Raw genomic sequence first — 23270 nt, 5'->3', positions numbered from 1 at the left:
CCCCGGGGGGGGGGGGGGGGGGCCCCCCCCCCCGCCCCCCCCCCCCCCCACCCCCCCCCCGGCCCCCCAAAAAACCCCCCCCCCGGGGGGGTGGGGGGGGGGGGGGCGGGGGGCGGCCCCCCAGGTCGGGAAGGGGCGGGGCGGGGAAGAGGCAGCGCGCAGCGCCCCACCCCCACCCACCCCCTCCGCCGGAATCTCCGCCATGAGCCCCCCGGACGCCTCCTTCAGTGCCGCCCAGCGAGCCTCCCGCGCCCCGTCCTCATGCCAGAGCGCACCCCCACCCACCGGCAGGAATTCGTACGGATCGAAGTCCGCCCCACCCTCGGCGGCGGCCACCCCCGACTCCGACTCCGGCTCCGGCTCCGCCCCCGGCACCACCACCGGCTCCGCCCTGCGCCAGGGCCGCCACCCCAGCACCCCCACCAGCCGAGCCCGAAGCGACCGCCGCTCACGCGGAGCGACCCGCTCCCGGGTCAGCCAGGCCCGCAGGGCCAACGCCCCCGGCACCCCCACCACCGCCGCCCACACCAGCGCCGCACCCCCGGTGCGCCACCACACCGGCCCCAGTTCAGCGAGGGCCGCCGTGCCCAGCGGCCCGCCCGCGAGCGCCGCCAGGCCCGCCAGGGCGCAGCCGCACAGCACCGCGCCGAGCAGGGCGGCCCGCGCGGTGTCCCGACGGCCCCAGCCCTCGCGTACGGCCACCCGCGCCGTGAACCGGGCGAGGACCACCCCGGCCACCAGCGGCACCCCGGCCGCCGCCCAGTTCCACCAGGAGCCGTGCCCGCCGGTCGGTACCGCCGCGAGCAGCGGGAAGTGCGGCAGCGCGGGGCCACCCGCGACTCCGAGGGGGGTCGCGACCGCCCCCGTACCGACGGCGAAGCCGGGCCCGAGCCCGTACGAGGCGCCCCACACCGCCACGTTCGGCACCAGCGCGACCACGAGCAGCAGCACCGCGAACCGCCCCGACCAGCCCTCCGCGAGCCGCAGGAACGAGTCCTCGGCGACACCGGCGTGCCAGGCCAGACCGGCACCGGCGAGCAGCGCCCCGCCGCCGAGCAGCACCGCGACGGTGACCCCGGCGGCCCGTGCCGCCACAGTTGTACGAGTATCCGAAAGCGCGGCCCGCAGCGACGCCGGCACCCGGTCGGGGAGCGGGCCGAGCGGATGGCCGTGCGCGGTCCAGATGCCGAGGGCGGTCGCGAGCACCACGGTCAGCGGCAGGTGCAGTACGGCGCTGAGCGGGTCGGCGGGCAGCGGCCCGGCCGACGCGTACAGCACGGTGGCGCTGCCGATCACGAGGTATCCGCAGGTCACCGACCAGAACACGGTCCACCCGGAAGGCAGCGGCTCTGTGCTCTCGCCTTCGTAAACCTCGTCTTCGTCTGGCATCAGCGCGTCGCGGGCCGCCCGGTGTGCGAGCCAGGCGGGCAGCGCCACCAGAAGCAGCGGCACCAGCCCGACGGGGGCGGGCGTGCCGGTCAGCGTTTCGGGTCTGACCAGCTGGGTTCCATGGGCGAGCAGCCACAGCGAGGCGGCCGTGCGCAGGGCGCCGCCAAGCCCGCTGTCGGGGTACGGGGAGATGATCCACAGCACCATCACGAGCACGGCGAGGACGCCGAGCCCGAGCCCCGCCGCGATCGCGCCGCGCAGAAGACAGGTGGCGAGCACGGAGGAACGCGCCTTGACGGGAAGCAACGGCAGGCTGCGGTCGGTCACTTGGGTCACCCGGGCCATGCTGCCAACGACACGCGCTTTCTACGCGTAACAGGCGAATGACCGATGTGTCGCCCAATATACGGTTATGTAATTTTTCACCCGGGGTATTCCTAGCTGCGTCGCCATGGGTGCAGTCGCCACGGGTGCAACAGCCGCTACGGCTTTCGCGGGGAGTCCTGGGAGTCCTTCATGACACAGAGCACGGCCGATACCAACGACACGGACGATGTCATGCCCTCCCTGCCCAACCCCAAGGAGCGGCGCAGGCTGCGCGAGGCGAAGTCGCTGAGCGAGCAGCAGGTCGCGACGGCCGTCGGCGTGACGCAGGCGACCGTGCGCTCCTGGGAGAAGGGCCGCTCCACTCCGCGCGGCCGCCGACTTGAGAGCTACGCCCGGCTGCTCGCCACCATCGAGGCGGAGATGGCGACGGTCGCCGACCGCACCGCGATGGACGAGCCCGCCGAGGCCGCCGGGACTGACGGGACTGACGGGACTGAGACTGACGGGACAAGCAAGACCCGTGAGACCAGCGCGACCAGCGCAACCAGCGAAATCTGCGGCGCAGAGCGGGGCGCGCCGACCCACCCGACCCACGACGAAGACCACCGCGCCGACCTCCCGCCCATCGACACCGACGACAAAAGGCGGGGCCCAGCCCGCCCGGCCAACCCCACCGACGACAAGAAGCAGGGCCCAGCCCGCCCCGGCGACTGCACCGACGGCGAAGAGCCGACCGCGGCCCGCCCCTTCTCCCCCGCCGCCCGCGTCCAGCCCCCCGCGACCGGCCACGCCAAACCGCCGGCGAAGCCGCACGCCGCGAACACCCGGCCGAAGCCCGCCGCCAAGCGGGCCTCGAAACCCCCGGCCACCCCGCACGCCCGGCACGACCACCCGGCCCCCGCCGCACCCGCACCCGTCCCCGAGCCCGCCAAGGCGCTCAAGACCGGCGCCCTCACCGGCGCGAGCGCACTCCCCGGCACAGCCTCACGCACCCTCCCCGAGCACCCCGACCACCCCGAGCGCTCCGACGCGCAACCCGACGGAGCCGAGGCGGACGCGCACCGCAGCGGGACCCCGCCCAAGGCCCGCTCCCCGCTCCCCTCGACCGAGCCCGCCCCCGAGCGCGCCGAACCGGCGACCGGGCTCACCCCCGCCGAGGCGTTCGACGCGCTGTACGTGAGCACCGCGCCCGCCCTCGCCCGGCAGGCCTACCTGCTGACCGGCCGAACCCGCCTTTCCAGGGAGTCGGTGGAGCGCGCCTTCCATCTGGCCTGGGAGAACTGGCCGGAGGTCGCCACCGACCGGGACCCGGCGGGGTGGGTGCGGGCGGCGGCGTACGAGTACGCGCTGGCCCCCTGGCACCGCTTCCGGCGCGCCCGCAAGCGCCCCGACCAACCGCCCGCCGAGCCCGAACGCCGGGCCCTGCTCGACGCGTTGCTCGATCTGCCACCCGTCTACCGACGCACGCTGCTGCTGTACGACGGTGTCGGGCTCGACCTGCCGGAGACCGCGGCCGAGACGGAGGCGAGCACCCCGGCCGCCGCGAACCGCCTGCTGCACGCGCGGGCCGCGATCGCCCGCCGGGTGCCCGCGGTGGCCGGGGCCGCGGACTCGCAGGCCCTCTCCGCCACGATGCGCGAACGCCTCGCCGACCTGGCGCTGGCCGAGCCCGCCTCCGTCACCAGGCTGCCGTCGGCTTCGGTCGTACGCATCGGCGGCGAGCGGCGCCGGCAGTTCTGGACCCGGGCCGCGATCGCCTTCACCGCGCTGATCGTGGGGGCGACGGCCTTCACCGTCGTGACCGTGCCCCCCTACCATGTGCGCCCGGTGCCGGTGGGCGAACGCGTCGGCGGGGTCCCCGTCAACAGCGGCCCGCAGCTGCTGAGCGTCGAGGACCTGGAACTGCGCGACAAGCTGCGCCAGGAACCGGCCCACGGACCCGAACGCCTCGTCGTGGAGATCCGCTGACCGGCTCCGCCACGCATGAAGGGCCCGCACCCCCCAGGGGGGTGCGGGCCCTTCATGCGATGCCTGCGACGGCGTACCCGAACGGGTCAGCCCGCGCGGGTGCTCAGCTGCCGAGAATGGCGCGGGCGAGCTTGGCGGTCTCGGTCGGCGTCTTGCCGACCTTCACGCCGGCGGCCTCAAGGGCCTCCTTCTTCGCCTGGGCGGTGCCGGAGGAGCCGGAGACGATGGCGCCGGCGTGGCCCATGGTCTTGCCCTCGGGCGCGGTGAAGCCCGCGACGTAACCGACGACCGGCTTGGTGACGTTGGCCTTGATGTAGTCGGCCGCACGCTCCTCGGCGTCGCCGCCGATCTCGCCGATCATCACGATCAGGTCGGTCTCGGGGTCGGCCTCGAACGCGGCGAGCGCGTCGATGTGCGTGGTGCCGATGACCGGGTCTCCACCGATGCCGACGGCGGACGAGAAGCCGATGTCGCGCAGCTCGTACATCATCTGGTAGGTCAGCGTGCCGGACTTCGACACCAAGCCGATACGGCCCGGCTTGGTGATGTCACCCGGGATGATGCCGGCGTTGGACTGGCCGGGGGTGATCAGACCCGGGCAGTTCGGGCCGATGATGCGGGTCTTGTTGCCCTTCGACTTCGCGTACGCCCAGAAGGCGGCGGAGTCGTGGACGGCGATGCCCTCGGTGATGACGACGGCGAGACCGATCTCGGCGTCGATCGCCTCGACGACGGCGGCCTTCGCGAAGGCCGGCGGCACGAAGAGGACGGACACGTCGGCGCCCGTCTTCTCCATCGCTTCCTTGACGGAACCGAAGACCGGGACCTCGGTGCCGTCGAAGTCGACCGACGTGCCCGCCTTGCGGGGGTTCACGCCGCCGACGATGTTGGTGCCGTCACCGAGCATGAGCTTGGTGTGCTTCATGCCGGTGGCGCCGGTCATGCCCTGGACGATGACCTTGCTGTCCTTGGTGAGGAAGATAGCCATGGTGTTGGAGTCCCTCGTCCCTTACTTCGCAGCCGCGAGCTCGGCGGCCTTGTCGGCCGCGCCGTCCATGGTGTCCACGCGCTGCACGAGCGGGTGGTTCGCGTCCGACAGGATCTTGCGACCCAGCTCCGCGTTGTTGCCGTCGAGGCGCACGACCAGCGGCTTGGTGACCTCTTCGCCCTTCTCGGCGAGCAGCGCGAGGGCCTGGACGATGCCGTTGGCGACCTCGTCGCAGGCGGTGATGCCACCGAAGACGTTGACGAACACGGACTTGACGTCCGTGTCGCCGAGGATGATCTCCAGGCCGTTCGCCATCACCTGGGCGGACGCGCCGCCACCGATGTCGAGGAAGTTGGCCGGCTTCACGCCGCCGTGGTTCTCACCGGCGTACGCGACGACGTCCAGGGTGCTCATGACGAGACCCGCGCCGTTGCCGATGATGCCGACCTCGCCGTCGAGCTTGACGTAGTTGAGGTTCTTGGCCTTGGCGGCCGCCTCCAGCGGGTTGGCCGACGCCTTGTCCTCCAGGGCGGCGTGGTCCGCCTGGCGGAACTCGGCGTTCTCGTCGAGCGAGACCTTGCCGTCGAGGGCGATGACACGGCCGTCGGCGACCTTGGCGAGCGGGTTGACCTCGACCAGGAGGGCGTCCTCCTTGATGAAGGTGTCCCACAGCGTCACCAGGATCTCGGCGACCTGCTCGGCGACCTCGGCCGGGAACTTCGCCTGGGCGACGATCTCGCGGGCCTTCTCGATCGAAACGCCTTCGTTGGCGTCGACCGGGACCTTCGCGAGGGCGTCGGGGTTCTCCTCCGCGACGACCTCGATCTCCACGCCGCCCTGGACCGAGGCCATGGCCAGGAAGGTCCGGTTGGTGCGGTCGAGGAGGTACGAGACGTAGTACTCCTCGGCGATCTCCGGCGCGGTCTCGGCGATCATCACCTTGTGGACCGTGTGGCCCTTGATGTCCATGCCGAGGATGTCCGTCGCGCGGGCGACGGCCTCGTCCGGGGTGGCGGCCAGCTTGACGCCGCCGGCCTTGCCGCGGCCGCCGACCTTCACCTGCGCCTTGACGACCGACTTGCCGCCAAGACGCTCGGTGGCCTCGCGCGCCGCCTCAGGCGTGTCGATGACTTCACCGGCCAGCACCGGTACACCGTGCTTGGCGAAGAGGTCCCTCGCCTGGTACTCGAACAGGTCCACGCGCGTCCGTCCCTTTTCAGTGGTATCGCGGTTGCGTTGTCTGCTGGGCGTGCCGCGAAGGGCAACGTGACGGCGCTGTCACTGAGGGAGGCGTACACGGTGTCCGAGTACGCGGCATGTCCGTCTCGCAGGTTATCTCCGCAGGACGTGGGTCCCTAAATCACAGATCACACCTGGGCGGTGATACCTGTCACAGATCACCTGCTCAGCGCGCGTTGCCGGATGACCCGGGTCACGCCTCCGGTATCGGGAGCGGCCGCCGCTCGATCGCCGCAGCCATCACGTCGGGGAAGAGGTCCGGGGTGCAGGCGAAGGCGGGCGCCCCCAGGGCGGCCAGGGCCGCGGCGTGCTCGCGGTCGTACGCCGGGGCGCCTTCGTCGGAGAGCGCCAGCAGGGCCACGAACTGCACCCCGGACGCCTGCATCGCGGCGACCCGCTTGAGCATCTCCTCCCGTATCCCGCCCTCGTAGAGATCACTGATCAGAACGACCAGAGTGTCGGCAGGACGGGTGATCCGCGACTGGCAGTAGGCGAGCGCCCGGTTGATGTCGGTGCCGCCGCCGAGCTGGGTGGCGAACAGCACGTCGACGGGGTCCGCCAGCTGGTCGGTGAGGTCGGCGACCGCGGTGTCGAAGACCACGAGGCGGGTCGCGATGGAGCGCATCGAAGCGAGAACGGCCCCGAAGACGGCGGCGTGGACGACGGAGGCGGCCATCGACCCGGACTGGTCGACGCACAGCACGACCTCCTTCTTCACTCCCCGCCCAGCCCGCCCGTATCCGACGAGCCGCTCCGGCACGACGGTCCCGTGCTCGGGCAGGTAGTTCTTGAGGTTGGCCCGGACGGTGCGGTCCCAGTCGATGTCGCGGTGGCGCGGGCGGCTGATGCGGGCGCCGCGGTCGAGGGCTCCGGTGAGGGTGGCCCGGGTGCGGGCGGCGAGCCGCTTCTCCAGGTCCTCGACAACCTTGCGCACCACGGCGCGGGCGGTCTCCCGGGTGGTCTCGGGCATCGCCGCCGTGAGCGAGAGCAGGGTGCCCACGAGGTGGACGTCGGGCTCGACGGCCGCCAGCATCTCCGGCTCCACGAGGAGGGCGGCGAGCCCGAGCCGGTCGATGGCGTCACGCTGCATGACCTGCACCACGGAGCTCGGGAAGTACGTACGGATGTCGCCGAGCCAGCGGGCGACGGACGGCGCGGACGCCCCGAGCCCGGAACCGCGCTCCCCGGAACCGCCCTTCCCGGCGCCGTAGAGCGCGCCGAGCGCGCCGTCCATCGCGGCATCCCGCCCGGCGAGCGCGCGGCCCGTCCCCTCGGCGCCCGGCTCCCCGCCGAGGACCAGCCGCCAGCGCCGCAGCCGCTCGTCCGCGCCCGCCTGGATGCTGCTCAACTACCCACCCCCACAAGGTTGTTGGATACGTCCCGCCCCAGCAGGAGGGCGACCAGCGGCAGTACGGCATCGGCGCGCGCCGCGTCGAGCCCGCAGCCGAACCCGGGCGGGGCGGCGTCGCCGTCCCCGACCCGCGCGGCCGGTCCGCGCCGCACCAGCTCCCCGAGCGTGCGGCGCACCCCTGGTTCGTAGGCGGCGAACGTCCGGCGCAGCAGCGGGAGTACGTCGGAGAACGCGTCCGGCGCCACGCCCGTCAGCCAGCCGTCCACCAGGCCGAGCAGCACCTCGTCGTGCACCAGCAGCAGGCCGCCGCCCAAGGCGCCGCCGAAGAACCCCTCGATCCAGGCGGCCGCGTCGGCGGGCGCCGTCCCGGGCGAGAGGGCGAGCCCCAGATACCGGGCCGCCTCCTCGCTCTCCACCCGCCCGTCGTCCAGCAGCAGCCGCGCCGCCCGGCCGCGGATGACCCCGGGGACGCTGTCCCGCGAGGCGAGCCGGGCGAGCACGCCGGACCAGCGCGCGCGGAGCCCGCCGGAGCCGGTGCCGGCCGGCTCCGGGAGGAGGCCGATGGCGGTGTGCACGGCGTCCAGGTGGGTGCGCATCGCGGCGGCGCCGTCCGCGTCGAGAGCGGTGCAGGCGGGCGGCAGGCCGACGCAGATCCGTTCGGCGAGGCCCGCCGCGACCTCGGCGAGACCCGCGGTCGCGGTGCCGCGCACATCTCCGTAGCGCAGGGTGCGGGCGAGGGCCGGCAGGGCCTGGGCGAGGTGGGCGACATCGGTGTCGAGCGCGGCGCGGTCGGCGAGCGCGCTCATCACCACCGGGAGCGCGTCCGGCAGTTCGGCCAGCAGGCAGCGCTCGGCGAGGGCGGTGACGTCGCCCAGCGCGGTCGCGGCGGCCGCCTCCGACTCGGCCCTGGCGGTGGCGGCGGCCAGGACGGTGGTGCCCCAGACCCCGGCCTCGGCGACCCGCACCGACAGCTCGGGCTCCCAGCGCAGCCGCCAGCTCTCCCGGAAGGTGCCGGTGGAGCGGGCCCGGACCTGCTCGCCCCAGCCGATGCCGAGCAGCCGCAGCCGGTGCAGCAGCCTGCTGCGCCCGGAGTCGGTCTCCTTGCGCAGGTCGAGCTCCAACTCCCGCGCCAGGGCCTCCGGTTTGAGCCGCAGGGTGCGCTGGGCCCGTACGAGATCGCGTTGGAGCGGCACGGCGGGCGCCGCGTCGGGCACCTCGCCGAGCACGTCCCCCACGATCAGCCGGTCCTGGATCAGCGCGAGCGGCACGTCGGAGCCCTCGCACAGCACGGCCCGTACGGCATCGGTGGTCTCGGCGAGGCCCGGCAGCGGGCGGCCGCGCATCGCGGCGAGCGTGCCGGCGAGCCGGACGGCCTCGATGACATGGGCGGACGAGACCTGGCGGTCCTCCTCCCGCAGCAGCCCGGCGACCTTGGTCATCCAGCGCTCCACCGGCCGGTCGGGGGCGCTGAACAGGTGCCCGTACCAGCCGGGCGAGTCGATCCCCGCTCCGTACCCGCTGCGCCGGGCGAGCCTGCGGTACGTCCACGGCACCCAGGTCAGCTCGACCTTCGCCTTGGGCAGCCCCTTGAGCAGGGCACGGTCGCCCGCCACGGTGAACTTCCCGGTGAGCGCCGGCACATGCCAGGCCCCGCAGACGACAGCGACCCCGTCCCCGAACTCCCTTGCCGCCGCCCTTAGTTGCTGGCGCATGTGAGCCTCGCGGATCGGATCGCGCGGATGACCGCCGTCGCCGTACGTCTCGCGGAGCACGGCCATGGCTTCGCCGAGGGCGGCGAACGACGCGCGGGGGTCGGCAGTGGTGTGGCAGCGGGCGACCGCAGCGCCCCGGGCTTCGGCCACAGCGCCCGCCGAACCGGCCAGGGAGTCAGCCGAGTTGGCCCGGTGTTCCACGGCGTCCTCCCACCACCGCTCCGGGTCGTCGTACCCGGCGGCCTCGGCGAGCGCCGCGATGGGGTCGATCCGCGGAGTGCCCTGCGTCGCCTCGGGCTCCTCCCGCGCCGCGAGCGAGTGGGCGGCGGGCAGATCGATGAAGCGGACCTCCGCGCCGTGCTCCAGGGCCCAGCGGATCGCCACCCACTCCGGCGAGAACTCGGCCATCGGCCAGAACCCGGCCCGCCCCGGATCGTCCACGACATGGGCGAGCAGCGCGATCGGCGGCCGCATGTCCGGGTCCCCGGCGAGCGCGACTAGCGCGTCCGCCTCGGGCGGCCCCTCGATGAGCACGGCACGCGGCCGGGCCGCCTCCAGCGCATCCCGCACCGCGCGCGCCGAGCCGGGACCGTGGTGCCGCACCCCCAGCAGCAGGGGCCCTTCCGCGCCGGACGGGGTGGTGCGCGGGGCCGCTGTCATGCGGACACCTCGCGGCAGGCACGGTAGAAGTCCTTCCAGCCGTCCCGTTCGCGGACCACCGTCTCCAGGTACTCCTGCCAGACGAGGCGGTCCGCCGCCGGGTCGCGCACCACGGCGCCGAGGACGCCGGCGGCCACGTCGCCGGACCTGAGCACGCCGTCGCCGAAGTGCGCGGCGAGCGCGAGGCCACCGGTCACCACGGAGATCGCCTCGGCGGTGGAGAGCGTCCCCGAAGGGGATTTGAGCTTGGTGCGGCCGTCGGAGGTCACACCGTCGCGCAGCTCGCGGAAGACGGTGACGACGCGGCGGATCTCCGCCATCCCGTCCGGCACGGCGGGCAGGTCGAGCGAGCGGCCGAGCTGGTCGACACGCCGCGAGACGATGTCGACCTCGGCCTCCGCGGTGGCGGGCAGCGGCAGCACCACCGTGTTGAAGCGGCGCCGCAGGGCGCTGGACAGCTCGTTGACACCGCGGTCCCGGTCATTGGCGGTGGCGATCAGGTTGAAGCCCCGTACGGCCTGTGTCTCGGAGCCCAACTCCGGGATGGGCAAGGTCTTTTCGGACAGGATCGTGATGAGGGTGTCCTGCACGTCGGCCGGGATGCGGGTGAGCTCCTCGACCCGCGCGGTCATCCCCTGCGCCATGGCCCGCATGACGGGGCTGGGCACGAGCGCCTCGCGGCTCGGGCCGTGCGCGAGCAGCTGCGCGTAGTTCCAGCCGTACCGGATGGCCTCCTCCGGGGTGCCGGCGGTGCCCTGCACGAGGAGGGTGGAGTCGCCGCTGACGGCCGCGGCGAGATGCTCCGACACCCAGGTCTTGGCGGTGCCGGGCACGCCGAGCAGGAGCAGCGCGCGGTCGGTGGCGAGGGTGCTGACGGCGACCTCCACGATGCGCCGCGGGCCCACGTACTTCGGCGTGATCACCGTGCCGTCGGGCAGGGTCCCGCCGAGCAGATACGTGGCGACCGCCCACGGCGAAAGTCTCCAACGGGCCGGGCGGGGCCGGTCGTCGGCGGCGGCCAGCGCCGCCAGCTCGTCCGCGAAGGCGTGCTCGGCGTGCGGCCGCAGAGCCGCCTCCGCGCGGGACTCGGCGCGGGCGGGCTCGGTTTCGGACACGGTCATGGATCCCCCTCCAGGTCGTTCGAGACGTTCGACCGGCTTGTGGGACCACCGTGCACCACGCCACTGACAATCACTCATCGTCGCAGGTCAGAGCCGATTGTCAGTGGTCGCCCGTACCTTCGGGGACATGACTCAGCAGGGGGAGCACCGGACGGCGGAGCAGTGGCCGGAGCCAACGGCCGCCGGGGTCAGGACCGTTGACCCGGAGGCGGCCAGGCGGCGGGCCGAGAGACGGGCGGAGCGGGTGACCGCGGGGGCGGTCGAGCTGGAGCAGCGCTTGGCGGATCTGCTGCGCGGCGGGCTCGCGGCGGCCGAGCGCCCCGGGTACGGCCTGTGGGAGGAGACGGCCGCCCGCATGGTCGACGCGCAGGCGCCCGGACTGGCGGGGAGAGTACGGGAGTTGGGGGCGATACCGGGATCGGGCGCGGGCTGGCCGATGCGGCTGCTCGAAGAGTGCGCGCTGCTGCACCTCCTCGACCGGGCCTGGCTGGGCCGCGACACCCTGCCGGCGCCGCTGGCCGCGACGGTCCGCTCCCGCATCGGCCTGCCCGCCGCCCCTCAGGGCCCCGCGGTCCGCGACGACTGGCAGATCCTGGCCCAGTACGACACGGGCGACGCGAAGCTCACCACGCGCCGGATATGGCTGTACGGACGGGACTCGGGCCGCTGGGCGCTGATCCTGGACTTCGGCGCGGCGGGCCGCGCCCCGGGCTTGGCGCTGCCGGTCGGCCTGACGATCGACGCCGCCCTGACGCCGTACCCGGGCGCGGGCCAGCTGCGCGCGGCACTGGGCGAGCGGTACGGTACGCCGGCCCCGGCCGGGGGCCCGCCCCCGGGCGGCCCGACCACGGAGGCGGTCGAGCGGTACGGCCGAGCGCTCCTGGACGACCCCTGGCTGGACGCCTGCCCGGCGACCCTGGCCGAGGTCGTACCCGTACCGCCGAAGGACGGCGACGACGGTTGGCAACTGGCCGACGCAGCAGGCGAGTTCGCGCTGCCGGTGACTCCGGGCACGGCGGCCCGCGCGGGCCTGTGGAAACTCGTCGCCCTGTCCGGGGGCGCCCCGGTCACCGTCTTCGGCGAATGCGGCCACCGGGGATTCAGGCCGCTGGCGGCGTGGGCGGACGGGTCGGCGGAGCCGGTGGAGCTCACTTGACTGAACCTCGCCCGACAGGCTGTCTGCCCGACTACCGATCGGACTACCGACCGGGCTACCGACCGGGCTGTCGACCGAACCAAGGGGGATCGATGACCAGCACCGCCATCGGGAGGACCGGCATCGGGGAGACCCGCACCGGAGAAACCGGCTCCTGTTCCTGGGAGGAGCTTGTGGCGGCGGGGCTGCTGGGGACGGACCGGCGTCCGGTTGCCGGGACACCCGGGGAGCTTCTCGATGCCGCCGCCGCGCAGACGCTGCGGCGCAGGGCCGGGCTGCTTCCGGCCGCCGCGGGTGTACGTCCCGAGGCGGCTCCGGCGGATGAGCGGCCCGCGCTGCCGGAGGCGGCCCGTCGGCGTCTGGCGCGGCTGCTCGCCGACCGTTCGGCGCCCGCGCACGCCGGGGGCCGGCGCGGGACAGCGCCCGATCTGGGTGAGCTGCTTCCGCAGTGGCTGGCCGCCGCGAACGAGCGGGGGTACCGCGCACCGGCCGCGCTGCTGCCCGCGCTGCTTGACGCGGCGCGGGCCCGCACCGATCTGCGCCCCCTGGCGCTGACCTTCGCGGGAACACGCGGGCTGTGGCTGGCCCGGCTCAACCCGGAGTGGCGCTTCGCGCTGCGCGGCGCTTCGGGCAGCGCGGTACTGCCCGACCCCGGGGACACCGAATCCGTACAACTCCTGTGGGAGGAAGGGCTGTTCGCCGAGCGGGTGGCGCTGCTGGGGGCGGTTCGGGCGCACGATCCGGGGGCGGGGCGGGAGCTGCTGGCCGGGACGTGGCCGACCGAGCGGGCCGAGGACCGGCTGATGTTCCTGGACTCGCTGCGCGGCGGGCTCTCCGATGCGGACGAGCCGTTCCTGGAACGGGCGTTGGCCGACCGCAGCCGCAATGTGCGGGCGACCGCGGCGGAGCTGCTGTCCGCGCTGCCCGGTTCGGCGCTCGCAGCGCGGATGGCGCGGCGCGCGGCGACCTGTGTGTCCCTGGACCGGACGGGCGAGGGGGCGCCGATCGCGGTGGAGGCGCCGCACGAGTGCGATGCGGCGTTGCAGCGGGACGGGGTCGCGCCGAGGCCACCGGCCGGGCGGGGCGAACGGTCGTGGTGGCTGGGCCAGTTGGTGGAGTCGGCGCCGCTCGGCACCTGGCCCGCCCGGTTCGGCGGGCGCACTCCGCAGGACATCGTGGCGCTTCCCGTCGCCGACGGCTGGGCCGACGAACTGCACGCCGCCTGGTGCCGGGCTGCGGTGCGCCAGCGGAACGCGGAGTGGTCCCGGGCGCTGCTCGGCACCCCGTCGGCGCCGCCCGGCGAGGCCGCGGGCACGACGTCCCTGGCCGAGCGGGCCAAGCTCCTGTCCACGCTCGGGGAGGGCGAACGGGCGGACTGGGTGGCCGAGTTCATAGCCGCGCACGGCCTGTCGGAGGCGTTCCAGCTGCTCGGGGTGTGCGTCGTGCCGTGGGCCGGGGCGCTGGGCCGGGCGGTCGTCGACGCCCTGGAGATCGCGCGGGACGCGGGGAGCTACCCCTGGAGCTTCAGCGGCGTGATGGGCCTGGCGGAACGCTGCCTCGACCCGTCCGAGTCCCCTCGCCTGGAAGCACTGACGGCTACGCCGCCGGAGTCCGAGGGGGCGTCGCCGGGGGCCGGAGGGTACTGGGCGGAGGCCTTCCAGCGGCTGGTGGCAACGCTGTCGCTGCGGGCGGCGATGAGGGAGGAACTGCTGGGGTAGCCACTCCTGACCCCTTGCTTGGGGCTGCGCCCCCAGACCCCCACCGCCGTGCGGAACGCCCACCCGCGACCGGCAACAATCAAGCCCCTCCGGCCTTTGAGGAGCGGGGGTGCAGGGGCGCAGCCCCCGGAGGGGGTGCAGGGGGCGAAGCCCCGCGGGGTCTGGGGCGCAGCCCCCGGAGGGCCCCAACCCCCTGCACAGGCGGGCGGGTGGGAAGACGCCCCAGGGGGTCGCGCCGCCCGGCGTCACGCCCCCGCCGGCTGCCTGACGTTCGCGTTGACCCAGGTCACGATGGACGCCGTGGTCGCCCCGGGCGTGAAGATCTCCGCCACCCCGAGCTCCTTCAGCGGCGGGATGTCCGCCTCCGGAATGATGCCCCCGCCGAAGACCTTGATGTCCTCCGCATCCCGCTCCTTCAGGAGCTCAAGCACCTTCGCGAACAGCGTGTTGTGCGCGCCGGACAGGATCGAGAGGCCGATCGCGTCGGCGTCCTCCTGGATGGCGGTGTCCACGATCTGCTCGGGCGTCTGGTGCAGCCCGGTGTAGATGACCTCCATGCCGGCGTCACGCAGCGCCCGCGCGATGACCTTGGCCCCGCGATCGTGACCGTCGAGCCCCGGCTTGGCCACCACCACGCGGATCGGACCAGTTACACCCATCACTGCCTCCACATGTCCCACCTGCGCACCCCCGCGCCGAAGGGCCGGGGAAGTGAACGAACGTTATCGACAGCATCCCGCAACCCGCCGTTTCACGGTGGAGAGGGAGGGGGAAATCACACGTGGGACACATCGTTTTGCACCGGACCCGCACCAGTCGGCCCACCGGCACCAGCCGGAGCGGTCGCCACGGGGCGGGCGCGGTCGCAAAGGGGAGCCGCTACGAAGGCGCCGCACCACCGTGCTGCCAGCCGCGCAGCACGGCGGTCCGGCCCCTCGCGTTTTCGGGGGACGGGACCGCGGCAGCCTTCACCGGCGGAGCCCCATGAGGGCATTACGGGGGACGGAGTGGTCTCCCAGCGTGCCATTGGGGAGGTCGCCGCCGTGCAGGTCTTTTCGCTTCTGCCGCCGTGCCTGCGCCGCGCCTGGCTCTCGGCGGCACTGGTCCGGGCCACCGCGCTCGATCTGGCAGTGCTCGCGGGCCACCTGCTCCTCTATCCCTCCGGTCTCGCTCCCGAACGACACCCGGACACCGCCGCCACCTCCGCGCCGCAACTGCCCACCGCGGGCCGCTCGCACCCGCCGGTGGTCCTGCTGCACGGCTTCATCGACAACCGGTCCGTGTTCGTGCTGCTGCGCCGCTCGCTGGCCCGGCACGGCTGGCGGCATCTCGAATCGCTCAACTACTCGCCGCTGACCAGCGACATCAGGGTCGCCGCCGAACTGCTCGGCCGGCACATCGAGGAGATCTGCGCCCGCACCGGACACCGCGAGGTGGACATCGTCGGGCACAGCCTGGGCGGGCTGATAGCCCGCTACTACGTGCAGCGCCTGGGCGGTGATCTCCGCGTCCGTACGCTGGTCACGCTGGGCACCCCGCACTCCGGCACCCGCTCCGCACAGCTCGCGAACGCTCACCCGATCGTGCGGCAGATGTGTCCCGGCTCCGAGATCGTCAAGGAGCTGGCCAGACCCGCGCCGGACATCCGCACCCGCTTCGTGAGCTTCTGGAGCGACCTCGACACACTGATGATTCCGGTGGAGACGGCCCGCATCGACCACCCGGATCTGCTCGCCGAGAACGTGCGGGTGACGGGAATCGGCCACCTGGCGATGCCGGTGCATCCGGCGGTCGCGGCCGGGGTGCGTCAGGCGCTGACCACCGGCCAGCCGGAGGCCGCAGGTCAGGAGGCGTTCTCCGTGGCCTGAGCAGGTCCCCGGCCATCCAGTCCAAACCATCCGCCGTCACGGCGCCCCGCCCTGACGGCGGCTTGGGTCAGGTCCCGTCGGCCGCGGCGGCCACGCACGGGCAACCCGTCAAACGTCGAACGCGTCTCGAACTCAGGGCCAAAACCTCTGCCATCAGTCCGCCGAAAGGCGGCTGAATGCCCCGTTCCTCGGACCGTAAAACCTTCCGAAGATTGTCGCCCTCGCATACCGCCGGGTACAGTCACGCCACTGCTTTCCCCGGGACCCCCGCCCGTCAGGGAACCCGGCCGCAGGTTCTGTTGCCGAGGCGAGAGAGAAGTTGGTGACTGACCAGCACGCCCACGCCGGGTACGTCGGACACGACGGTTACCTCAGCGGCAGCAGCGGCCACGGTGGCGACAGCGCCCACACCGGAAGCTTCGGCGTCGATCCGCTCTACGGCTCGATGCAGGACGCGACGCAGCACACCTATGCCGGCCAGCACACCTACGCCGGTCAGAACGGCGGCTACGCGGCAGACCACAGCGGCCAGTTCGACACCGGCGCCTTCGCCTCCCGGTACGACTCGTACGACACCACCGGCCAGTGGACGGTTCCGGCCCAGGCCACGGCGTACGACCCGAGCGGCGCGACCGGCAGCTTCGACGCCCGCACCTTCGCCGTCGGCCAGTTCGACACCGGCGCGTTCGCCACCCAGGTCTTCCCCACCCAGAATTCCGGTCCCGGCACCTTCGACACCGCCGCCTTCGACACGACGGGCCAGTGGGACGCCGACGCCTGGAACCAGGCGCAGGGCACCGGTCAGTACGACAACAGCGCCTTCGCCGCCGCGTACGACACCACGGGCCAGTGGTCCGTACCCGGCACGCGCTCCGACACCGGTACGTACGACGCCACCGCGTGGAACACGACGGCGGCCACCCCGACCACGTACGCCGAGCCCGAGCCGCAGCTCCACCCCGAGCCCGAGAGTCACGCCACTCCCGATCATCAACTCGCTTACGAAACAGCGGAGTTCGCGACCCTGGAGCACGAGCCGGAGCCCGAGCCCGACGCTCTCGATCTGCCCAGCCCGGTGGTCCCGGGTTCGCGGGCCGAGGCGCGCCGCGGTGCCGGGCGTCGGCGGCGCAACCCCGCCAAGCGTTCGGCGCTGCTGACCGTCGCGGTGCCGTCCGTGTGCGTGATGGGGGTCGCGGGCGTCGCGGTCGCCTCCGTGAGCGGGCTCACCGGCGGCAAGGACGACGGCACCACCGTGACGGCCGCGTCCGACCCCGCCTCGGTCAAGCCGGTCGCCGCCAACACCAAGCTGGACACCCAGCTCGCCAACCTCAGCGCCGACGCGAACAGCTTCGCCGACCGGGCCAGCCGGACGCAGGAACGTCTCGACCTCAAGGCCCGCCAGGACGCGGAGAAGAAGAAAAAGGAGGACGCGGCCGCCGCCAAGGAAGCCGCGCGCCCCAAGTTCGTCCTGCCGGTGGCGCAGAAGGGGCTCAGCGCGTACTACGGGCAAGCCGGCGTCAACTGGATGTCGGTGCACACCGGCATCGACTTCCCGGTCTCGTACGGCACTCCCGTGATGTCGGCGATCGACGGCACGATCCGCACCCAGTGGAACAGCGCCTACGGAAACATGGCCATAGTGACCGGCGACGACGGCACCGAGACCTGGTACTGCCACCTGTCCAGCACCAAGCTGCGCTCGGGCCCGGTGAAGGCCGGCCAGGTCATCGCGTACTCGGGGAACTCCGGCAACTCCACCGGACCGCACCTCCACTTCGAAGTGCGGCCCGACGGCGGCTCGTCCATCGACCCGCTGCCGTGGCTGCGCAGCCACGACCTCGACCCGACGTAGCGGACTACAGCTTCTCGACCGGCGCGTAGCGCAGCAGCAGCTTCTTGGGGCGCTCGTCGCCGAAGTCGATCGTGGCCTGCGCGTCCGAGCCCGAACCGGTCACCGACATCACGGTGCCCAGGCCGAACTGGTCGTGCGTGACCCGGTCGCCGACCGACAGCGAGACCACCGGCTTCTCGCTGCCGCGCCGGGTCGCGAAGCCCGAGGGCCCCGTCTTGGAGCGCGACGACGACAGCGAACCGCCGATCCCACCGCCGAGCGACTTGCCCGACACCGGGCCCGCCGGGGCGGCCATCGGCCCGGTCCGCTTCCACTCCAGGTGCTGGACCGGGATCTCCTCCAGGAAGCGCGAGGCCGGGTTGTACGAGGGCTGTCCCCAGGCGCTGCGCATCGAGGAGCGGGTCAGGTACAGCCGCTCGCGGGCGCGCGTGATGCCGACGTAGGCCAGGCGCCGCTCCTCCTCCAGCTCCTTGACCTGGCCGAGCGCGCGCATGTGCGGGAAGACGCCGTCCTCCATGCCGGTGAGGAACACGACGGGGAATTCGAGGCCCTTGGCGGTGTGCAGGGTCATCAGGGTGATGACGCCGGAGCCGTCCTCGTCCTCGTCGGGGATCTGGTCGGAGTCGGCGACCAGGGCGACCTTCTCCAGGAATTCGGCGAGCGTGCCCGCGCCCTCTTCCTCACCCCGCTCCTGCTCGAACTCCAGGGCCACGGCGGCCAGTTCCTGGAGGTTCTCGATGCGGGTCTCGTCCTGCGGGTCGGTGGAGGCCTGCAACTCGGCGAGGTAGCCGGTCCGTTCGAGGACCGCTTCGAGGACGACGGCGGGCCCGGCGCCGGAGTCCACGATCGTACGGAGCTCCTCCATCAGCGCGTTGAACCGCTTGACGGCGTTGGCCGAGCGGGCGGCCATGCCGTACGCCTCGTCCACGCGGCGCAGCGCCTGCGGGAAGGTGATCCTCTCGCGCAGCGACAGCGCGTCGATCATCGCTTCGGCGCGCTCGCCGATGCCGCGCTTGGGGACGTTGAGGATGCGGCGCAGCGGGACGGTGTCCTCGGCGTTCGACAGGACGCGCAGATAGGCCAGGACGTCCCTGACCTCCTTGCGCTCGTAGAAGCGGACGCCGCCGACGACCTTGTAGGGCAGGCCGACCCGGATGAAGATCTCTTCGAAGACCCGGGACTGGGCGTTGGTGCGGTAGAAGACGGCGACGTCGCCCGCCCTGGCCTCGCCCTTGTCGGTGAGCCGGTCGATCTCGTCGGCGACGAACCGCGCCTCGTCGTGCTCGGTGTCCGCGACGTAGCCGGTGATCTGCGCGCCGGGTCCGGCGTCCGTCCACAGGTTCTTCGGGCGGCGGCTCTCGTTGCGCTCGATCACCGCGTTCGCGGCGGACAGGATCGTCTGGGTGGAGCGGTAGTTCTGCTCCAGGAGGATCGTCGTCGCGTTCGGGTAGTCCTCCTCGAACTGGAGGATGTTGCGGATCGTCGCGCCGCGGAAGGCGTAGATCGACTGGTCGGCGTCGCCGACCACGCACAGCTCGGCGGGCGCCTGCGCCTCGCCGGCCGGGCCCACCAGTTCCCGTACGAGGGTGTACTGGGCGTGGTTGGTGTCCTGGTACTCGTCCACGAGGACGTGCCTGAAGCGCAGCCGGTAGTGCTCGGCGACGTCCGGGAACGCCTGGAGCAGGTGGACCGTCGTCATGATGATGTCGTCGAAGTCCAGCGCGTTGGCCTCGCGCAGCCGGGCCTGGTACATCGTGTACGCCTGGGCGAGCGTCTTCTCGAAGCCGTCCGCAGCCTGGCCCGCGAAGGTCTCCTCGTCGATCAGCTCGTTCTTCAGGTTGGACACCTTGGCGCTGAACGACTTCGGCGGGAAGCGCTTGGGGTCCAGGTCGAGGTCGCGGCAGACCAGTGCCATCAGGCGCTTGGAGTCGGCCGCGTCGTAGATCGAGAACGACGAGGTGAAGCCGAGCCTCTTCGACTCGCGGCGCAGGATCCGTACGCACGCGCTGTGGAAGGTCATGACCCACATCGCGTTGGCGCGCGGGCCGACGAGCTGCTCGACGCGCTCCTTCATCTCGCCCGCGGCCTTGTTGGTGAAGGTGATCGCGAGGATCTGGCCGGGGTGCACCCCGCGGGTCGCCAGGAGGTGGGCGATGCGGTGCGTGAGCACCCGGGTCTTGCCGGAGCCCGCGCCGGCCACGATGAGCAGCGGCGAGCCCGCGTGCACCACGGCCGCGCGCTGCTGTTCGTTCAGCCCGTCGAGCAGGGCCGCCGCGTCGATCACCGGGCGCGGGGCACCGCCGCGGTAGTGCGCGTCCCGGTCCACGGGCGCGTCGAACCGGCCCCCGAACAGGTCGTCCGGCACCGCTTCGGGCGCGTGCGACTCCTCGGGCGGCGGCGGGTGCTCCTCCTCGGAGGGCTGGAGATCCGCCAGGAAGCTGTCATCAAAGAGGCTGCTCATCGTCTCCCGAGTCTAGGGGGTGTGCGGCGGATCAGGGCCGGGGTCACGGCGGCTGGCACGGCACCTCGCCGCGTTGCCGAAACGCCCCGATAGCTCCGCTATCGAAACGCTCCGGCGCCTTGCGATGCACCGCACCAGCCACCGCGCCCTGTCCGACCCTGACCCACCGCACACCCCCTAGGCCGCTCCTCTGACACCCCGCGGCCCCCTTGGGGAAGAGCGCTCCGGCTACGGCTGCGCGCGCCGCGTCCGGGGTCGGTTCAGGTCCGCGTGCGGGACCGGCTCAGGTCCACAGCAGCGCGATGAAGACGTTCGCGATCGTGAGCCCGCCGACCGCGCCGAACAGGCCCTTCTCGATCTTCTCCTCGTCCCGCTTCACATAGACCAGCCCGAGGATCACGATCAGGATCGCGAGCTTCACGCCGATCTTGATGCTGTTCACGGTGTGGTCGTCGGCCTGGTTGAGGCCGACCAGGGCGACGCCGGTGACCAGCATGGTCAGGGCGCCGTGCAGCATCGCCGGAACGAAGCGGGCGGTGCCCGCGCTCATCGCCTTCATCTGCGTCAGGAAGCCGCCGAGCAGCGACGCGATACCGATGATGTGCAGGCCGACGAAGACCTTGATGAGTACGTCCATGAGCCGGAGCCTAATTCCCGCTTAGCAGGCTCCGTGCAGCGGGTGGGGCCCGAGCGGCACATCGGTCACAGCAGGCACGCAGGCTGCGGGCCGTTGCCCGCGCAACGGTCGAAGTCGGTCGCTCGGGCGCCGGAACGTGGCACTTCCCGTCATTACGTCGCTCGGCCGTGTCGTCCAGGTTTAGCGTCCTGCTCCAGGTGACCGACTCCCCACCGCCGCCGCACCACCGGGCGGCCGTCGGTCACCCCCGCCGAAAGGTCCGGCGGCGGGCCGCTCCCCCTGTGCGGTCCGTCGTCGGAACGGCTCCCGCGAGGGGGCCGCAGGGCGCAAGCACTGCCGTACGGAAGGACGTGAAGGCCCTCGTGGCTGCCCACCGAAAGCCCAAGCAGCACCCGCTCACCGGCCCCGCCGCCCGCACCGCCGCGACGCTCGCACTCGCCTCGGCGGCCACCGCGACCCTCTTCGAGGGGTCCGGGCACGCGGAGCCGAAGCTCACCCCGGCGCAGGTCAAGGCCAAGGTCGACCAGCTGTACCACGACGCGGAGGTCGCGACGGAGGCGTACGACGGGACGAAGGAGAAGGCGGATGCGACCGAGCGCTCGCTGAGCGAGCTGCGGGACGAGGCCGCCCGCAAGACCGATCAGCTCAACAGCGCGCGCAATGCGCTGGGGTCGCTCGCGGCCGCCCAGTACCGCAGCGGCGCGGTCGCCCCGGAGCTTCAGCTGATGCTCTCCTCCGACCCGCAGCGGTACCTGGACAACGCCGCGTTCGCGGAGCGGACCGGGGACCGGACCGCGGCCGCCGTGACGGGTGTGCGCAAGCAGCTCGCGGAGCTGGACCGGCTGCACTCCACCGCCGACGGAAAGCTCACCGAGCTGCGCGGCCAGCAGTCCACGCTGCGGCGGCAGAAGAGCGGCATCCAGTCGAAGATCACCGCGGCCGAGGCACTGCTCGCCCAGCTCACCGCGCCGGAGCGGGCCGCGTACGAGGATCCCGCCGCGGCCTCCGGGGACACCCGGGCCGGCCGGTCCGCCGACGCGCCGCGCGGGCCGGTCGCGGCCCCCACCGCACGCGCCGCGGCGGCCGTCGCCTTCGCCTACAGCGCGCTCGGCAAACCGTATGTGTGGGGCTCGACGGGGCCCTCGTCCTTCGACTGCTCGGGCCTGACCCAGGCCGCCTGGCGCTCGGCCGGCGTGGAGCTGCCGCGGACCACGTACACCCAGATCAACTCCGGCACGCGGGTCACGCGCTCCGAACTCGCCCCGGGCGACCTGGTGTTCTTCTACTCCGGGATCAGCCACGTCGGGCTGTACATCGGCGGCGGCCAGATGATCCACGCCCCGCACCCGGGGGCGCCGGTACGGATCGCGCCGGTCGACCAGATGCCGTTCGCGGGGGCGGTCCGGCCCGCGTAAGTTCCTGACGATGCGTCAGATACCTGCCTCGGGAACGACCTTCGCGCCCGCGCCCATCTCCTTGGTCAGCCAGCGGAAGACGTCCGGCACCTGGGTCTTCCAGACCGCGCTGGCGTGGCCGCCGCCGTTGAGCTTCAGCACGGTGACCGAGGTCGGCGCCTTGGCGGCCTTCTTCAGGGCCACCCCGTCGTTGTAGCCGTCGGTCTGCTCACCGGAGACGAACAGCGAGACGCGCGGCGGGGTCTTGGCGTGCGTCAGGATCCACAGCGGGTTGGTCTCCTCGCGCAGCTTCGGATCCTTCGCCGTGATCGAGTCGCGCTCGGCCGCCGGGTCGTTGTAGCCGGAGAGGTCCACTCCCGCGCGGTAGCGGTCGGGGTGCTCTATCGCCAGCTTGGCCGCGCAGTGGGCGCCCGCGGAGTATCCGGCGACGGCCCAGCCGTCGGCGCCGGGGTCGGCCCGGAAGTTGTCGGTGACCATCTTGCGGACGTCCACGCTCAGCCAGCTGTCGGCGTTGACGACGCCCGGCACATTGGCGCAGCCGGTGTCCTTGCCGCCCAGGAGGGTGGTGCGCGGCGAGACCAGGATGAACGGCGCGACCTCGCCCTTCTCCATCATCGGCGTGAGCTGCTCCTGCACCTTCAGCGTGCCGAACCAGGCGCCTATCGACCCCGGGTAGCCGGGCAGCAGCTCGACCACGGGGAAGGTCTTGTCCTTGTACGCCGGGTCGTTGTACTGCGGCGGCAGCCACACCGCCACATCGCCCTCGACACCGGAGACCTGCCCCTTGAGCGTGGTCTTCAGCACGCCCTTGCCGACCTTGCTCGTGTACGGCTCGAACTTCTGCTTCACCTTGGGCGCGGAGGCGGCGTTGCGGCCGCCGGTGCCGTCGGGGCCCAGGTCCGGGGCCGCGTTGACGTGGTTGCCGCCGCCGAGGAGGTCGCCCCAGGTGTCGTACAGGCCGTTGGCGTTGTTGACGAAGAGGAAGACCACGAGGATCGCGGTGACCTGGGCGAAGCCCAGCATGAGGAGCCGCGACACCCACCGCACGGCGGCAGGGCCGCCGATCCTGGTCCACAGGACGAGGGGCAGCAGCAGGGCCACCGCGGCCGCGAGGATCGCGACCACGAGGAAGGGGGTACCGGTCAGGCTCATCACGCCCCGCAAGAGGGCCGCCCGCGAACACCAGTTGCCCCCTTTACCAGCGTTTTACCAAGTGATGACACCGCGTGCTCTGTGCTGGGAGGTCCGCCTCCAGCGGGCGGCGGGCGGGAACGCGCTGCTCGGCCGGGACTGGTGGACGGCTTCACGCGGAACACCTTCATCGCGACGGTCGAGTCGGTACGGGAGGAGGCACTGGCCGCCGGAGCCATCACGCCGGCGCGGTGGGCGCGCGGCATCGCCGCCAGGT

Annotated in this window: 15 protein-coding genes and 1 pseudogene; 6 read left to right on the top strand and 10 right to left on the bottom strand. The window is 72.9% G+C overall.

Going from position 1 to position 23270, the window contains the following annotated elements; translation table 11 throughout:
* On the bottom strand, nucleotides 1-1716 hold a 1716-nt coding region (locus ACIQ8J_RS09065; protein ID WP_403607780.1), incomplete at its 3' end, for a DUF6350 family protein.
* 189 nt (nucleotides 1717-1905) lie between these two features.
* Between ACIQ8J_RS09065 and ACIQ8J_RS09060 the strand changes: the two genes are divergently transcribed.
* Nucleotides 1906-3684, top strand: a complete 1779-nt coding sequence (locus ACIQ8J_RS09060; RefSeq protein ID WP_403268559.1) for a helix-turn-helix domain-containing protein — start codon at nucleotides 1906-1908, stop codon at nucleotides 3682-3684.
* A 103-nt stretch (nucleotides 3685-3787) separates the two neighbouring features.
* On the opposite strand, the gene sucD is transcribed toward ACIQ8J_RS09060, so the two are convergent.
* From sucD to ACIQ8J_RS09035, 5 genes are all read right to left on the bottom strand, one after another.
* Entirely contained in the window at nucleotides 3788-4672 is an 885-nt protein-coding gene (sucD, locus tag ACIQ8J_RS09055) for a succinate--CoA ligase subunit alpha (RefSeq protein ID WP_403268557.1), read from the bottom strand.
* Between the two features lie 21 nt (nucleotides 4673-4693).
* Entirely contained in the window at nucleotides 4694-5872 is a 1179-nt protein-coding gene (sucC, locus tag ACIQ8J_RS09050; RefSeq protein WP_403268555.1) for an ADP-forming succinate--CoA ligase subunit beta, read from the bottom strand.
* Nucleotides 5873-6104: 232 nt separating this feature from the next.
* Nucleotides 6105-7259: a VWA domain-containing protein gene (locus ACIQ8J_RS09045; RefSeq protein ID WP_403268552.1), complete on the bottom strand. Its 1155-nt coding sequence runs from the start codon at nucleotides 7257-7259 to the stop codon at nucleotides 6105-6107.
* Entirely contained in the window at nucleotides 7256-9634 is a 2379-nt protein-coding gene (locus ACIQ8J_RS09040) for a DUF5682 family protein (protein ID WP_403607778.1), read from the bottom strand. The genes ACIQ8J_RS09045 and ACIQ8J_RS09040 overlap by 4 nt, the downstream gene beginning before the upstream one ends.
* Nucleotides 9631-10755 carry an AAA family ATPase gene (locus ACIQ8J_RS09035; RefSeq protein WP_403268547.1) on the bottom strand — a complete coding sequence of 375 codons (1125 nt, stop codon included), beginning with the start codon at nucleotides 10753-10755 and terminating at the stop codon, nucleotides 9631-9633. Before ACIQ8J_RS09035 ends, ACIQ8J_RS09040 begins: the two co-directional genes overlap by 4 nt.
* Nucleotides 10756-10924: 169 nt before the next feature.
* Here ACIQ8J_RS09035 and ACIQ8J_RS09030 point away from each other — a divergent pair.
* Both ACIQ8J_RS09030 and ACIQ8J_RS09025 read left to right on the top strand, forming a co-directional pair.
* Nucleotides 10925-11911: pseudogene (locus ACIQ8J_RS09030) on the top strand (SWIM zinc finger family protein); the annotation flags it as partial.
* Between the two features lie 92 nt (nucleotides 11912-12003).
* Complete coding sequence (locus ACIQ8J_RS09025) at nucleotides 12004-13629, top strand: DUF5691 domain-containing protein (RefSeq protein ID WP_403268544.1); 1626 nt, start codon at nucleotides 12004-12006, stop codon at nucleotides 13627-13629.
* Between the two features lie 245 nt (nucleotides 13630-13874).
* Here ACIQ8J_RS09025 and ACIQ8J_RS09020 read toward each other — a convergent pair whose 3' ends face one another.
* Nucleotides 13875-14288: a cobalamin B12-binding domain-containing protein gene (locus ACIQ8J_RS09020; protein ID WP_189762011.1), complete on the bottom strand. Its 414-nt coding sequence runs from the start codon at nucleotides 14286-14288 to the stop codon at nucleotides 13875-13877.
* Nucleotides 14289-14672: 384 nt separating this feature from the next.
* Between ACIQ8J_RS09020 and ACIQ8J_RS09015 the strand changes: the two genes are divergently transcribed.
* Nucleotides 14673-15497, top strand: coding sequence for an esterase/lipase family protein (locus tag ACIQ8J_RS09015; protein ID WP_403268541.1), 825 nt, complete (start codon nucleotides 14673-14675; stop codon nucleotides 15495-15497).
* A 322-nt stretch (nucleotides 15498-15819) separates the two neighbouring features.
* Nucleotides 15820-17349 carry a peptidoglycan DD-metalloendopeptidase family protein gene (locus tag ACIQ8J_RS09010; RefSeq protein WP_403268539.1) on the top strand — a complete coding sequence of 510 codons (1530 nt, stop codon included), beginning with the start codon at nucleotides 15820-15822 and terminating at the stop codon, nucleotides 17347-17349.
* A 4-nt stretch (nucleotides 17350-17353) separates the two neighbouring features.
* Here ACIQ8J_RS09010 and pcrA read toward each other — a convergent pair whose 3' ends face one another.
* Nucleotides 17354-19810, bottom strand: a complete 2457-nt coding sequence (pcrA, locus tag ACIQ8J_RS09005; protein ID WP_403268536.1) for a DNA helicase PcrA — start codon at nucleotides 19808-19810, stop codon at nucleotides 17354-17356.
* 283 nt (nucleotides 19811-20093) lie between these two features.
* A complete protein-coding gene (locus tag ACIQ8J_RS09000; protein WP_403268534.1) occupies nucleotides 20094-20447 on the bottom strand; it encodes a hypothetical protein in 354 nt (117 codons plus the stop codon).
* Nucleotides 20448-20809: 362 nt separating this feature from the next.
* Between ACIQ8J_RS09000 and ACIQ8J_RS08995 the strand changes: the two genes are divergently transcribed.
* Nucleotides 20810-21862 (top strand): NlpC/P60 family protein, encoded by a 1053-nt coding sequence (locus ACIQ8J_RS08995; RefSeq protein WP_403268532.1) that lies wholly within the window; start codon nucleotides 20810-20812, stop codon nucleotides 21860-21862.
* Nucleotides 21863-21877: 15 nt separating this feature from the next.
* Here ACIQ8J_RS08995 and ACIQ8J_RS08990 read toward each other — a convergent pair whose 3' ends face one another.
* Nucleotides 21878-23014 carry an alpha/beta hydrolase gene (locus ACIQ8J_RS08990; RefSeq protein WP_403268529.1) on the bottom strand — a complete coding sequence of 379 codons (1137 nt, stop codon included), beginning with the start codon at nucleotides 23012-23014 and terminating at the stop codon, nucleotides 21878-21880.
* Between the last annotated feature and the right edge of the window lie 256 nt (nucleotides 23015-23270).

Origin of the sequence: Streptomyces sp. NPDC094147 (assembly GCF_044764265.1) — a bacterium.
In the GTDB taxonomy this organism is placed as follows: Bacteria; Actinomycetota; Actinomycetes; order Streptomycetales; family Streptomycetaceae; genus Streptomyces.
This window is presented reverse-complemented; position numbering and strand designations above follow the sequence as displayed.